This window comes from Pseudomonas sp. UBA7500, assembly GCF_002478435.1.
Taxonomy (GTDB): Bacteria; Pseudomonadota; Gammaproteobacteria; order Pseudomonadales; family Pseudomonadaceae; genus Aquipseudomonas; species Aquipseudomonas palmensis.
This window is the reverse complement of the sequence record NZ_DLNW01000044.1, coordinates 1-13,737: the sequence shown is the minus strand read 5'-3', so window position 1 is coordinate 13,737 and position 13,737 is coordinate 1. Positions and strand designations below refer to the sequence as shown.

The 13,737-nt window shown below is 56.2% G+C and carries 10 protein-coding genes and 2 pseudogenes; 4 read left to right on the top strand and 8 right to left on the bottom strand.

The genetic code is table 11. From position 1 onward, the window contains the following. Positions 1-79: 79 nt before the first annotated feature. A pseudogene (tnpC, locus tag B4I46_RS17015) lies at positions 80-1,635 on the top strand (IS66 family transposase). Positions 1,636-1,793: 158 nt separating this feature from the next. On the opposite strand, the gene B4I46_RS17010 reads toward tnpC, so the two are convergent. From B4I46_RS17010 to B4I46_RS16985, 6 genes and pseudogenes are all read right to left on the bottom strand, one after another. After that, positions 1,794-2,936, bottom strand: a complete 1,143-nt coding sequence (locus B4I46_RS17010; protein WP_286901078.1) for a glycerate kinase — start codon at positions 2,934-2,936, stop codon at positions 1,794-1,796. 189 nt (positions 2,937-3,125) lie between these two features. Beyond that, positions 3,126-3,824 (bottom strand): hypothetical protein, encoded by a 699-nt coding sequence (locus B4I46_RS17005; RefSeq protein ID WP_286901077.1) that lies wholly within the window; start codon positions 3,822-3,824, stop codon positions 3,126-3,128. A gap of 260 nt (positions 3,825-4,084) precedes the next feature. Then, positions 4,085-4,447, bottom strand: a pseudogene (locus B4I46_RS17000) (transposase); the annotation flags it as partial. 86 nt (positions 4,448-4,533) lie between these two features. Further along, positions 4,534-5,385, bottom strand: coding sequence for an SH3 domain-containing protein (locus B4I46_RS16995; protein WP_286901076.1), 852 nt, complete (start codon positions 5,383-5,385; stop codon positions 4,534-4,536). 24 nt (positions 5,386-5,409) lie between these two features. Next, on the bottom strand, positions 5,410-6,678 hold the full coding sequence (locus B4I46_RS16990; protein ID WP_286901075.1) for a hypothetical protein: 1,269 nt from the start codon (positions 6,676-6,678) through the stop codon (positions 5,410-5,412). Between the two features lie 249 nt (positions 6,679-6,927). After that, positions 6,928-7,062 (bottom strand): hypothetical protein, encoded by a 135-nt coding sequence (locus B4I46_RS16985; protein ID WP_286901073.1) that lies wholly within the window; start codon positions 7,060-7,062, stop codon positions 6,928-6,930. Positions 7,063-7,350: 288 nt separating this feature from the next. Here B4I46_RS16985 and B4I46_RS16980 point away from each other — a divergent pair, with 288 nt between their 5' ends. From B4I46_RS16980 to B4I46_RS16970, 3 genes are all read left to right on the top strand, one after another. Then, positions 7,351-8,436 (top strand): lysozyme inhibitor LprI family protein, encoded by a 1,086-nt coding sequence (locus B4I46_RS16980; RefSeq protein ID WP_286901072.1) that lies wholly within the window; start codon positions 7,351-7,353, stop codon positions 8,434-8,436. A gap of 207 nt (positions 8,437-8,643) precedes the next feature. Next, complete coding sequence (locus B4I46_RS16975) at positions 8,644-9,192, top strand: DUF1523 family protein (RefSeq protein WP_286901352.1); 549 nt, start codon at positions 8,644-8,646, stop codon at positions 9,190-9,192. A 105-nt stretch (positions 9,193-9,297) separates the two neighbouring features. After that, the gene (locus B4I46_RS16970; protein ID WP_286901071.1) at positions 9,298-10,566 is read left to right on the top strand and encodes a VWA domain-containing protein; all 1,269 of its coding nucleotides are present in this window, start codon (positions 9,298-9,300) and stop codon (positions 10,564-10,566) included. A gap of 42 nt (positions 10,567-10,608) precedes the next feature. Here the strand turns inward: B4I46_RS16970 and B4I46_RS16965 are convergent, their stop codons facing one another. Next, entirely contained in the window at positions 10,609-11,796 is a 1,188-nt protein-coding gene (locus tag B4I46_RS16965; RefSeq protein WP_286901070.1) for a DUF4236 domain-containing protein, read from the bottom strand. Positions 11,797-12,593: 797 nt separating this feature from the next. After that, positions 12,594-13,649 (bottom strand): hypothetical protein, encoded by a 1,056-nt coding sequence (locus B4I46_RS16960; RefSeq protein ID WP_286901068.1) that lies wholly within the window; start codon positions 13,647-13,649, stop codon positions 12,594-12,596. Positions 13,650-13,737 lie beyond the last annotated feature (88 nt).

Sequence of the window (13,737 nt, the reverse complement as noted above, 5' to 3'; positions counted from 1 at the left end):
CGAACCTTGCCCCATCCGGCAGGGCAATTGTCCGATCAGCCTGTCGTCCTGTTTACGCTGATCTGGCAAGATCGGCGGCATGACTTCGATCCCCGACCTCGACCAACTGAACCCCGAACAACTGCGCGCTCTGGCGGCGCAGTTGCCGCAACGCATCTCGGCGCTCGACGAGCAAGTCGAGACGATGGGCAAGACCGTTCAGGTCATGGACAAGAAGATCCATCACGACAAAACGCTGATCGAAAAACTCAGCCACGAGATCGACCAGCTCAAGCGCTTCAAGTTCGCCAAGCGCAGCGAGCAAATGAGCCCGGAACAGGCCAGTTTGCTCGACGATATGATCGACACTGATATTGCTGCCATTGAAGCGGAGCTGGAGTCGCTGCAAGTTACTCCGGTACCTACCTAGGAAAAGCAGAAACCCAAGCGTCGCGCCTTGCCGCCAGAGTTTCCCCGCACGCTGATCCATCACGAGCCGGACAACAGGGAGTGTGCCTGCGGCTGCACGCTCAAACGCATCGGTGAAGATGTCAGCGAGAAGCTCGATTACACACCTGGCGTGTTCACCGTGGAGCGCCATATCCGTGGCAAGTGGGTCTGCAACAGTTGCGAAACACTGATCCAGGCTCCGGTGCCGGCGCAGGTGATCGATAAGGGCATCCCGACTGCGGGCTTGTTGGCCCACGTCATGATTGCGAATTTTGCTGACCACCTACCGCTGTACCGTCAGGAAGCCATGTTTGGCCGCGCCGGCCTGGCTATCCCGCGTTCGACCCTCGCCCAATGGGTTGGCACCTGCGGTGTGCAGTTGCAGCCACTGGTCGATGCGCTGCGCGAAGTGGTGCTTGAACAGCCGGTCGTTCATGTTGATGAAACGCCGGTGCAAATGCTCATGCCGGGCACCAAGAAAACCCATCGTTCCTACGTTTGGGCTTACGCCACCAGCCCGTTTTGCGAAACCTCGGCTGTTGTTTACGACTTCAGCCTCAGCCGGGGCGACGAGCATGCGCGTAACTTCCTGCAAGACTGGAAGGGCAAGCTGATCTGCGATGATTTCGGCGGTTACAAGGCCAGCTTCGAACTCGGCGTGACTGAAATCGGCTGCATGGCCCATGCCTGACGCAAGTTCTTCGAACTGCATGCGACGCACAAGAGCACGCTGGCTGAACAAGCCTTGCGTTACATGCAGGCGTTGTGCGAGATCGAGGGGGAAATCAAGGATCTGGAATCGGACATACGCCGCCGAATACGGCAAGAAAGGGCGATACCAGTGATGGATGCATTGCATGCCTGGATGGTTGCCCAGCGCGATATCGTGCACAACGGTTCGGCTATTGGCAAAGCCCTGGATTACAGCTTGAAACGCTGGACTGCGTTGTCGCGCTACCTGGATGACGGGGCTGTACCCATTGACAATAATTGGTGTGAGAACCAGATACGGCCGTGGGCACTGGGGCGCAAGAACTGGCTCTTCGCAGGGGCAAACGCGCCGCTGCGATCATGAGTTTGATCCAGTCGGCCCGGAACAATGGGCATGAGTCGTATGCCTACCTGAAGGATGTGCTGACGCGCTTGCCTACGCAGCGGGCGAGTGAGATTGCAACGCTGCTGCCGCATAGGTGGCGTCCGGCTTAGTCGTGCAAGACGGTTTGCCAGTACGCTTACTCTGTATCAACACTTACCATAGCTTTGCATTGATTAATGCATGCTAGTGTATGTCGTAACATCAATTACTCACTAAGGCACGCTAGCAAGTCGTGGACTAAACCTGAGCAGTTAGCTCGTGCGATTCCTTATGAGTTCGCACCGCCGAGAGCCCAAACATTCATCACATCAAATGCTCGATCACGAAGCAGCTCCGCGGCGTGGCTACAGGCGTGCTCGAGCGTCATAGGCCCGGCGGTGATAGAGAACGCCGCGTAGATACCAATCTCGCGCAGGAGCTGGTAGCCCTCACCAAGGGTACCGGCAATAGCGATCGTCGGTACTCCCGCCGCTTTTGCAACAGCTGCAACGCCTGCAGGGGTTTTGCCGTAGAAGGTTTGCTGATCCAATTTACCCTCCCCGGTGATTACGAGGTCGGCCCCCTTCACCGCGTCAGCCAGGCCGGCCAGCTCGGCGATTAGTTGAACACCCGGGCGGAAGCTTGCGTCAAGAAATGCTTTCGCTGCGAATCCGATTCCACCCGCAGCGCCGGCTCCTGGTGAATTGCGCACGTCCTTGCCCAGTAAGTTTGCAGCGATGTCGGCATAAACGCCCAGCGCCGAATCCAGTTCCCGGACCTGGGAAGGCGTTGCACCCTTCTGAGGGCCGAAGACATGCGAGGCGCCTCTCTCGCCGGTGAGCGGGTTGTCAACGTCACATGCCACTTCGAATCGGACGTCCTGCAGCCGTGAGTCCAGACCTGACAGATCGATGCGGGCCAGCTGCTGAAGGGCCAAACCGCCAGGCTGCAACTCGGTACCGGCATCGCACAAGAACTTGGCCCCAAGAGCATGAAGCATCCCTACCCCACCATCGTTGGTAGCACTTCCCCCAAAACCCATGATTATCCGGTGAGCCCCGGCCCGAAGTGCCGCTTGAACGAGTTGGCCAGTGCCATAAGTGGAGGTCCGCGTTGCGTCGCGCTGGCCGACAGGCACCAGGTGGAGGCCGCTGGCTTCAGCCATCTCGATCACCGCGGTGCGGATATCTGGAAGCCAACCCCAGCTAGCCGTGACCTCCGTACCAAGGGGTCCGTTGACCTGGGTGGATCGCAGTTCGCCTCCGGCTGCGGCGAGAACAGCTGCGACAGTACCCTCCCCGCCATCAGCCATTGGAACGGTCACAATCTCAGCGTTGGGGACGGCCTTTCGTACCCCTTCCGCCAGGGCCGCCGCAACGGCCTCAGCTGAAAGGCTTTCTTTGAAGGAATCGGGGGCAATGACGACTTTCATCTTTGGGAATCCTTGATCAATCGGTCAGGTTTTTTTGTGTTTTCCCGATAATAAGCCTGTTCCATGGCAGGTTCTATAGTCGAGATGACAAAAAGGGGCTGCCGTTTGTTCAGGCCGACAAAGGAAGCGGGGCTAGAGGCGCGAGGTGAATATCCTGCAACCCAGGAGTACCGGGTCGCAGGTCACGGATTAATCGGTCTGGAGTTCAAATCCAGGGGTAACAAAAAGGGATGCAAACAAGGTCTTTTCAGGATGGAGCGTGTAGGTTTCCTCAAACGAGCCGCTCTTCGCCAAGGCCAACGCGATAGCACACTCCGAGTCGCTGTGCGCATTACCCTTGCTACCGAAATCGCTCTGCCAGTTTGCAAGGCCTGCAGAACCGCAGAACGCACTGCCCGAATTGCCAGCCTGACTGTAAGGCACCTTGAGCGAATCGAATCCCTTATAGGTCAGCGCATAGCTCTCAACCTTGGTCTTACGAGCGAAACTGCCGGCAGCGTCAGTCAGGATGGCTTGGCTAGCGGTTTTGTCGTAGGCGCCGACGATGAAGGCGGTCAACCCAGTTTTGAGTGTTTCCTGGACTGCATCCAGCTCAGGCAAAGCGGCGAACCGAGCTTCGCGCACGATACGGCCCACCTCGCTCCCATCGCTGCGGTGAGTGACCACAAAACTCATGGTCCCTTCACCGTCGTCGGAGCGCGTGATTGTTAGATCCAGGTCGACCTTGGTTCCGAACTGCCCCGAGGCTGCAATCAGGAATGATCCCGTCACCGGTGATCGAACGGCTATGTTGGCACCCCACGAGTACTTGGGCTTAACAACTTCCCCATGCGGCCCCATCTCATCACCAGGCTGAACCTCATCAGGTACATCGGAGACCAAGATCATTTCTGACCCTTGGTGCGACAGGTACTGGTTGCCCTGGTCCACACCCAACAGCTGGATATGGATCTTGCCGCTTTTACTATCCCCACTATGGCTGAGCTTTAACTCATCAGCATGGATGTATGCGCCAGCAGTGCCGCGGCCGATGGTTGATCCAACCTGGTATTTTGCCCAATCAGCCAGGCCGCCTTCTGTGGCCCCATCCAGGGAAGCACCGAACAGCCCGTAAAGCCCTCGCAGTAATTGCTCAGCTCCATTGGTTCCAGAATGCCGGCCGCCAACTGATGCTTCTCCAGCAGGTGCCGGAAGTTCATGATCGTCGTGTCTTCGGGGATCGGAGCGCTGAGCGTCAGACGAGCGAACTGGCGCATCGACGTGATCTCGTACAGCGCCTCTTCCATGGCGGGATCGCTCAAAGAGAACCAATTCTGCAGCAGGTGAATGCGCAGCATGGTTTCCAGAGGATAAGGCTTGCGGCCACCGCCAGCCTTTGGGTAGTGAGGCTCGATCAACGCCACCAGTCCACTCCACGGAACCACCTGTTTCATCTCGGCCAGGAAACGCTCGCGACGGGTTTGCTTGCGCTTGCCGGCGTACTCGAAATCGGAAAAGCTCATCTGACTCATGGGATGGCGGACTTGTAGAAGGCAGTTGGACGGAGGGCTATTTCAGCACAGGTCAGATGGACTGTGCTGACTTGATCGGAGAATCCTTAGATCAGTTCCCAAGTGCCGTTGTTCTGCTTGCAGAAGGTGTTCTGCTGCTGCTCAGGCTGGCCACTTGCGGACTTGAGGCTCACAGTCACCGGGCGGCAGGATGTTTCGGCCGCGATCTGCTGAGTCTGCAGAGACTGGATGGAGTCCAAGTCGAATGCCTGAGTCTCTTTGTTTGCTTTCACGTCCATATCGTCCAGGTTGGCAGCTGGAGCCGCGCGCTGGGCTACGGCTTGCTCTTTCGGCTGCACATAGGACTTGTGCACATAGCCCACTGTAACTCCTTTACGCCCAACCAAAACCCAGTCACCCGTGGAGCCGACCGCGGTGAACTCTGTGCTCGGAGCAAGACCGCCGACCTTGCCAGCCTTCAAATTCGGGGCGGATCGTACATTCACGCTCGACTTGGTCACGTAAGGTTCGTTGATCAAGCGCATCGACGGAACGGCCTGGATTGTAGGGGCACGCTTGACCTCGACGACTTTGGTCTGCGTGAACTCCTTGCCCTGCACAATTTCAGCAGTCGCCCCAGAATGGTCCGACGCCCAGGTGGTGGGTCGGTTGGGGGCTACAGGTTGGTTCAGGATTTCCTGGGTACGCAGCGCCAGGGCTTGCTGGTCCTTTTCATCGAGACTGGCGCCGATACGGTTGCCAAGGTAGCTGCCGAGGCTGCCGGCAATGATGATTGCCACAATCTTGCCGGTGCCCTTACCCATTGCCGCGCCAGCGACAGCTCCAGCGAGGCCGCCGATGATCGTACCGGCCTGCTGTTTGTTGATTCCCAGTTGAGCACACCCGGTCGTGCTAGCGATGGCGATAGCCAAGCAAGTGGCGACAAACTTCTTACGCACGTTGAAACTCCTTTTTACGAACAGTCACTCTGCTTTAAGCAGTGGCTTGGTGAGGTTGTAGAGCATTGCTTCAGCAGTCATCGCCCAATGAAAAACACCCGCAACCAGGGTCTGCCCGTGATCAATGCTGCGGAAGGCCTTCTTGTACCCTTCAGATTGCACAAGGGCATTGCCGGCCATTAGGGGGATAACCACGATTGCAGCGATGGAGAAGGTGCGCAGCAGCCACTGGCGGCCTCGAATCAGTCCCCGCCGCTCGCAGGCGGACAAGATCAGGCCAACCAGGTTGAGTGCTCCAAGAAAGAGCCCGCTCAACAGCGACCAGGGGACGAACCACATGTTTTTGAGCACATTCAGGCCTTGCTCACCGCGGATGTCGGTGTGCGCAACATCGGTGGCCATATTGCGGGCGATCTGCGGAAGGTACTTCTCGAATTGCTCGCGACTGGCAAGCACGTTCATCCCCTTCACGTAAATTGGCCCTAGCGCTTGGCTGGCCATGTACATGACCTCAGGAGACTGAGCGACCTGCGGCCGACTACGCAGGCCTGGCTTGATCGCCTGGGCGTATTCAGCAACTGTTGGCTCAAACCCGAGGTCCTCGCCAGGCTTGGGCAGCCGGATGGGTTTCCACTCACTATTGCCTATGCCAGTAGCCCGGAGTGCTTCAAGCTGGGCATACGCGCGGATGACATCCAGAGTGGTTGGTACCACTTCAGCTTGGAGGCGCTCGTAGAGCGCATCGCCGTTGCGGCGCGTGTAACCTTTGAAAACGGCCTCAGCAAATGCTGGGAAGTTCCCGTCGATCTTCTCTACGTAGGTCCCCTGCGCACTCATCAAAATCCCGAGGTTTGCAATGAATGCCTTGCCCTCGCCGTGCTCCCGGTAATCCTGATAGGGAAGCCCTGGGATTTGAACGGAATCGTAGAGCAGCCCCTTTTTAGTGACATAGGCGTAGAGGCTGGATACCCGGAGGGTGTGAGGGAATTTCTCAGCGATGAGATCCGGCGCCTCCCCCTGAACCCACCACGTTGCAGGAGCGGCGACCAATGTCATTACTACCACGCTGTGCCAGAGGTACTTCTCCCCTCCCCAACGGCGATGAGCCCAGATGCACACTCGCCAGCCAGTCAGGCAGACGGTCACTGACGCCAGGATCTGGCTGTATATTTCGAGATCCTGCATTTTCTTCAGCGGTATGTCCGCGCCGGCGACGTTTAGGAGCTCAGCGTTGAAGAGGAGGCCTGCTAGCAAACAGACAGCGTTGAGGCACGCGAGCAAAACTAGGAGCATCCAACGGTTCCTTGTCAGTGTTGGTGTGTAGAAACGGCACCTGCAGCTCCGAAAGCCAGAAGCTACGCATTATCCAAAAGCAGTGTGCCGAATCAGGTGAGAGCCGAGCTTTATTCCTGAACCTATCTGCCGATCTTCGGGTTTCAAGAGGTTCCTTCCCTGATATGGAAGCTCTCAGGCAGCCCGCGGCAATATCATAATGATTTCACGCCAGGGATGTGTCTGAATTGCGGCCTCTGAGCGTGACCGTCATCGCCAGTCCACACGCTGCTCTGGACGATTCAGCGCCAGGAGGGCGTCGACCTTGTCTAGCGGGATGAGAAATGGGATGCCTTCAAGGTGCACCAGGTGCGCCAGACCGCCTTTTTCGTTCGAACGCGACAAGTAGCCCTCCAGCTGGCTCCGAAAGAAACCCGGAGGATACCGGCTTCAGGGCGCGTGTCATCCCAAATTGGGCGTACAGAATTGGGTCGAGCTTTTTAGGGACTGCGGATGCACGGCCTAACCCTCCTTAGGCGGGCGGTTTAGGCAAGCTTGCATTGATGCTGGAGTTCGGAAGGTGAGTTCGCCGGACGCTTACGTAGTGACAAAATGCCACGATGGCTCTTTACTACATCGCCCGCCAGCCGATAGATGGAGGGTCAGGAATAGCTGTCTTTAAAGGAGTTCAAAATGCTTACAAAGGGCGCAATCGCGCTGGTACTGGGTTTGGCCGCAGGAAGCGTTTCAGCAGCAAGTTTCGACTGCTCAAAAGCGTCGGGCTTCGCAGAGACTGAGATTTGCCGAGATGGCTACCTATCCGGAGTGGATGGAGTTCTCGATCGTACATACAAGAAGGCCGTCGCAGTGTCCTCCAACCCAGAGGGGCTTCGTCAATCGCAAAGGCAGTGGCTTCAGATCCGAAATCAATGCCAAGACCAGAAGTGCCTGGATAAGGCCCTTGGAAGTCGGATTCAGGAACTGGAGCGTATCGCGAGTGACGAACGCGTATTGGCAATGCATGCCCGAGAAGAACGGGAAGCCGCACAACGTCGCGCCGCGGACGCCGAGCGCGAAAGGCAAGCAGCGGCCCTGGCGAATCAGCAGCGCCAGTCAGCGCAAATGGCACAACGCACTCCACCTCAAGCATCCACACTGCCGGCAGTCCGCCCGGGTAGCACTAAAGCTCAACAGGAATCGAATCCCGTAGCTACGTGGTTCATCAACGGTCCTGGTTGGAAATACACCCTGGTGCTGGGCCTACTGCTCTCCATCTGGGCTGTTGTACGCCACCATCGTGGGACTGCAACCATTTACAGTGACTATACCGACGCCTTGATCACTAACGTACTTCCTGCACTCGGGATCGTCACGGCCGCGGTGTGTAAATGGCTCGAAATGCCTGGCGTCGTATCCGTTTTCTCGGTGATAACAGGCTTCGTCCTCGCGATTACCTATGCGATCTATGCCACAGTGAAAAACAACAGAGGGGGCCTGAGCATTTTCCTTACGTTGATGGCAAAGCTAACCCTCATCACAGTCTTCTATGTCGTCATCGGGATGCTGATTGCCTCGCTGTTCAACGGTGGTGCTCGTCGCAAGGGCGAATCCCAAGCAAGGTTCGAATCGCGGATGCGTCGTCAGGGAAAGGCAACCATGGCGCTGATTACGGTGCTATCCGCAGCGTACACAGCTCTAACCGCATGGGTTTGTCGCAACCCAAAGTTCACCCCCGTGGGTGAGTGCCTCGAGTTCAATCGGGTGCCTGCGCTAACGTGAGCCCCCTGCGCCGTGCGCCGCCCAACGCACGCGCGCCATACCCATTAGGGTCAGCCATGCATCAAGGCGGGTGGGAGATTGCTAGGCCCATTCACCTTGATATGGCAGCATATACTCCGACCTGCCTGAAGTAGTTTGCAACAACTCTCCAGCGCAGGTGCCCCAGTTTCCCTGCATATTGCCAATTTCACAAGAGTGATCACTTTGATGCCCTGGGTAAAACGTTCGCTTGGAATCCTCAGCCTGGTGCTGGTTACGGCAATCGCTTTGTGCCTCCACTTCTACTTGCCGCGCCATGAGGTCGTTCATGTGACTGGCGTCGAGGTGAAGCGCATGGATGCGGATGGTGTGATCAGCGCTGAAAATCCGGCTGATGGTCCAACCCGAGATGTCTATTTCATCAACACTGTTTCAACCGACGCAAAACGTGAGGTAGCGGTCTATCGAAATGAAGATACCGGTTGGGGATTCCCCTGGTACTTCAAATTCGATAGCGCCGACCTGCAGGCTAAGGCCCAGGATTACTCGCGTGACGCTAACCAGCTCGCGGTCATCCGGTATTACGGCTGGCGCTTCCAGATTTTCTCGATGTTCCCAAACATCACTGACATCAAGGCCACAACCAGCAAATCCGAGCCTTTCCCAGTTTTCGTTACCCTATTCTTCGGCGGGCTGCTCATTCTAGTGCTTGCGATCACCCTCCTCGTCCGCCGAAAGCTTCGCGCCCGGCATAGGCCAATGGTCCCGAACCAGTAGGCTTTACCTTCGCCGTTATTCCCACGGACGTTAAGCTGTGTTGGGCACCGCCAGGACGCTGTCCTGGCTTCTCAACCGCCGGACCTGACTTCTCAAGGACGCAGTATGCAAATCACACAGGGCCAGCGCCTGCCGCTGTCCAGCATAGGTATTTCTGACCGCCTCACGGTTGTGGTCTCCATTCAGTCAAGCCACGTGATCGACGTAGCCTGTTTCGGGCTTGATCAGCAGTCGAAACTGTCCGATGACCGCTTCATGGTGTTCTTCAACCAAACCTCCGCACCTGGTGATGCCATCCGGCTGATTGGGCCAGGCCAGTTCGAGATCAACCTGGGCGCATTGCCGGCAACGATTGATCGATTGGTATTCACCGCAGCGATCGACGGCGCGGGTGCCATGAAAGACATCTCATCAAGTCGCTTTGTCGTCAGCGGACCAGGTGCACCAAACGCCGCAACCTGTGAATTCTCTGGCGGCACCTTCTCCGTTGAAAAGGCGATTATGGTTGCCGACATTTATCGCAAGGGTGGCGAGTGGCGTATGCTCGCCAACCTGCAGGGCTTCAAAGAAGGCTTGAGCGCGCTTGTGCGCCACTTCGGCGGAGAGGTGAGCGACGAACCCGCGGCCCCAGCACCAGCACCAGCTGCGCCGCCTCTTGTCCAGGGGACGTTCTCTCTCGAGAAGAAGGTCGCAGCCCAAGCGCCAGCATTGCTCAGCCTGGCAAAAAAAGCTCAGATCAGCCTGGAGAAAAACAACCTCACCAAGGTGAGAGCTAAGCTAGCCTTCGTGCTCGATGTGAGTGGTTCTATGAATGGCCAGTACAGCCGAGGCAGAGTGCAAGAAGCCATGAACCGGCTGATGCCACTCGCCGTTGCCTTCGACGATGACGGCGAGCTGGATGTTTTTGGGTTTGGGGCCAAACCAGTTCAGCTTTCGCCAGCCACTCTCTCGAACTACAGCGACTACATCGACACTGAGCAAGGTGGTTGGCGGAAGTGGGATGTGGGCCAGCGCGTAAACGACGAGCCCAAGGTGATGCGGCTGCTGATGGACTATTACAATCAAAGCGGAGACAAAACCCCGGTCTACATCATCTTCATCAGCGATGGTGGTGTGCACGAGAATCGCGCAATCACAAAATTGATGATCGAAGCGTCCTCCAAGAATTTCTTCTGGCAATTTGTCGGCCTGGGCGGAAACGGCTACGGCATCCTGGAGCGACTTGACGATCTGGCTGGCCGAGCTATCGACAACTGCAGCTTCTTTGCAATGGATGACCTCCATGATCTCACCGAAGACGGTCTGTACGACAAACTAATGGAGGAGTTCCCCGCATGGCTCAAAGGGGCCAAAGCTCTAGGAGTCATCAATTAGTAATTGTATGAAAGCTGCGGCACCACGGTGCCGCAGTTCATCTCAGCCCAGATAATCAAGGTCAAACGGTTGGATCTCCCGGAATCGCGCAGCTCGGTCCAAGTCGACCCGAGCACCCCAGCTATTCAGCGCGCCGACAGGATCTATGTGCTCAATGCGGCCAAAGTCCAAAAGGTCCCAGTCCTCCCGCCGCACGACTACAGACAAGATATACGGCTCCTCTAGGCGACCGGTCGACGGGTCATTACGCTGAACATACCCTGACACCAGGCAGCGATTGATTGCCGGCAGCAGCGCGAATATCTCGCCAACGACCCTGAACAAAGAGCCGTAACACAATCCCACAAAGTCCCTTCGCACCTGGGCATCACTTCGTGTCTTGAAGGTGAGTTTTCCATTGCCTTTTGCCTCGGCAGTACGCCGCGGGGTATCACCCTCGTCAGGTAGATCCACATCCAAAGCTATCCCGGCTGCATCGTAGGTGAACTGATAGGCAACATTCGTTTCCTTGGGCCAGGCTATGCCGCTCAGCACGTAATCAAGCGCTTTCTCCATGTGAGCACTGAATCCCTTCCCAGCCAGGCGGAAGGTCTTCTCAGCTTCCGAGCGCTCATTGTCATACGCGTCACGGGCTGCCTCCCACTCCGCTAGATCCTGCTGATACAGCTGCTCGTTGGTGAGGCGGTCAGCCTCAACTTTGCCAGACCTGAACAGCCTATCAATGAGGCCAGGCTCAACTGAAGCAGGTGCAGTCGGAATCGGCATCGAAAAAGGCGGTGGTAATGCCGGCAGACTCCCGGGCCGCGGTGTGCCGACATGGACACTCAGGCAATCAGCGAGATCTTGATTCAACTTTTCAGCGGCCTTGGTAAGCAGCGCCTCAATTTCTGCAGACTGCTCACTCTTCACGCGCCTCACCACTGAAGCAGGTGGCGGGCAACCAGTGTCATCGACAATAGACAGTGTCCCATCATCCTGCACGCTGATCCTGATTGGTCCTGAATAGTCTGATGAAGCGGTCGAGTTGGCCGCCGGTGATTGGCGGCCGCCGTCTAACCGCTGACGATAAGACAACCCTGTACCCGGCAGTCCGGCATTGAGGAAAGTGCCGTTGCGTCCCAAGGTCATACTCAAACCCCTTGGACCAACTGAGGCGGACAGACCGCTAGGTGAGATGTTCAGCCTAACTCCAGGCACTATTGTTATCCGACGATTAAAGCGAAACCCCATAGCCCAATACCCTTTGAGTAAGCGTGCCGACTTATCCAAAGATGATAAGGCCACATGCCCAAAAAAAGCAAAGGTGTATTCTCCACTCCGACCAGCGAAATTAGAGGCGATTACTGATCACTTTTCGTGTGCTGAGTCTTTTCAGCGGGGCTGTGATCATTGTAACCATTCTGCCGCTCAGGCAGGACGCATGAAAAAAAAGATAACCGTTAATATGATCACGAGCATTGCTGAGAAAAAATGCACGGGCCTCATACCCTCACCTGGCCCGAGATGTAAACCGCTGAACGATACATCAGCCAAGTATTTACTCGGAACTGGCCCATCATTGTCGGCATACAACTGGGCGATACGCTTATGCTCATCATTACCCATTTTAGATCACGTAGTGCCTGGTCTTGATCGGGTGTCATTACGTATGGTCGGCTGTTTTTACCAAGCGCGTCTACACGGAGCCTGCGGCACCTTCGCAGACATTTACGGTACTCGGCGCACACTTGCTTGAGATCCTCGCGATACGATGGCATAACAATCCTTCAATTTCATTAGCCCGTGGGAGAAACACTAATCTCCTGGCCTTCGAGTATGACGGAGTCAATATAAGAAGTCCTTATATATCAGTCGCATATTTGCCGAATTAGATCTTCAAGAGCTTTACACACGCGCATAAAATTCAATCCATGCGAGTTAGATAAATGCAGGGGAGTTCCAGATTTTTTAGTCAGGGCCTGCCAGATCTGCGCCTGGATAGGGCCCTGACTAAAAGGATGGGGCGTGCTCAAGCCGTCCAGTTGCGACTAGGCGCCAGGAAGCTCGATGAACTTGTCACCACTCCATTGGAAGCGTTGAGGGTATGGCTGCGTCGGGCAGCAACGCGGATCGTCATCCCCCTGAACCAGGGCGTCAATGAAGATAGTGCGGCTGCCGACATCACGCGCCTCCCGAACGGCGCCACTGATCGCAGCATCGCCACCTTGAGCTTGCCAACCCTCTGGCGCATGGTAGAACGCAGAGAGCGTCTGATACGCCGTCTGTGAGCCGCCTGAGCCTTCGATGGTATAGAGCACTGCGGCATCCAACTCACCGTCACCATTCAGATCCACCTGAATGATTTGGCGACCTTCTGGGTACTCTACACCGCCGTCGGTATCGAGCCCCGCAATGTAGGCATTGATGGCGCCAGTCAGTTCAGGGAACGAATGTGCTGCAGCAGTTGGTTGAGCCATCACGACTGGGGGTGGGGTCGCAACTGGGTTATTCAATTGCGGCTCGGCCGGACCTGCTGCCATGGTATCAACGTCGGCATTAGGCACTGGCTCGACAGAGCTGGGGCTACCTTTGCTGTTCAAGGCATCGGCAATCATTTGGTAACTCCGAAGTGCCTGATCGTCTGGCTTCAGTCCTGCCTTCTTAGCACGAACAGAAAACTCCATTTGTATTTCGCTCAACGCACGGCCCATGTCCTCCGGGTTTAAGGTCATTACATACCCTTTTGGGGACACAGGTTGCGAATCACCGAAGAAAACTCGCGCGAAAATATTAGGTCTCAAGTCCTCAAGCGCGTCCACGCCGTCTTCTACAAACTCGTCAGCGATATCTTGATACAGCGACCATCCCTCCTCTCCAAAGAGCTTAGTGATGTTCTCCTTCGCGGCGTCGCTTTTGAACGGGGTTAGCTCAAGAACCTTCTGGTTAAAGTCAATCGTTTGACTGCGGCAGCTATATGTGTCGTTGCCAAAACAATTCTGCCTCAACTCATTGAGTGCCATAGACAGACGTGCGTCATTTACTGCCTGGCCACAGCCAGCCAGCATCGTGACCACAGCACTGGAAATCAAGATTCTCTTAAACACTTAAAACTCCGCAATCCATGCGCATCATGTGTGCGCGCAAAGCTACGTGGTCAGACCGAACCACCTGATCGAGTAGGAGGCGGGTTCA

Coding starts and splice junctions, on each gene's coding strand:
- B4I46_RS16980 (WP_286901072.1), top strand. CDS start 7,351: ATGCTTACAAAGGGCGCAATCGCGCTGGTACTGGGTTTGGCCGCAGGA.
- B4I46_RS17005 (WP_286901077.1), bottom strand. CDS start 3,824: ATGATCTTGGTCTCCGATGTACCTGATGAGGTTCAGCCTGGTGATGAG.
- B4I46_RS16970 (WP_286901071.1), top strand. CDS start 9,298: ATGCAAATCACACAGGGCCAGCGCCTGCCGCTGTCCAGCATAGGTATT.
- B4I46_RS16975 (WP_286901352.1), top strand. CDS start 8,644: ATGCCCTGGGTAAAACGTTCGCTTGGAATCCTCAGCCTGGTGCTGGTT.
- B4I46_RS16990 (WP_286901075.1), bottom strand. CDS start 6,678: ATGCTCCTAGTTTTGCTCGCGTGCCTCAACGCTGTCTGTTTGCTAGCA.
- B4I46_RS17010 (WP_286901078.1), bottom strand. CDS start 2,936: ATGAAAGTCGTCATTGCCCCCGATTCCTTCAAAGAAAGCCTTTCAGCT.
- B4I46_RS16965 (WP_286901070.1), bottom strand. CDS start 11,796: ATGGGGTTTCGCTTTAATCGTCGGATAACAATAGTGCCTGGAGTTAGG.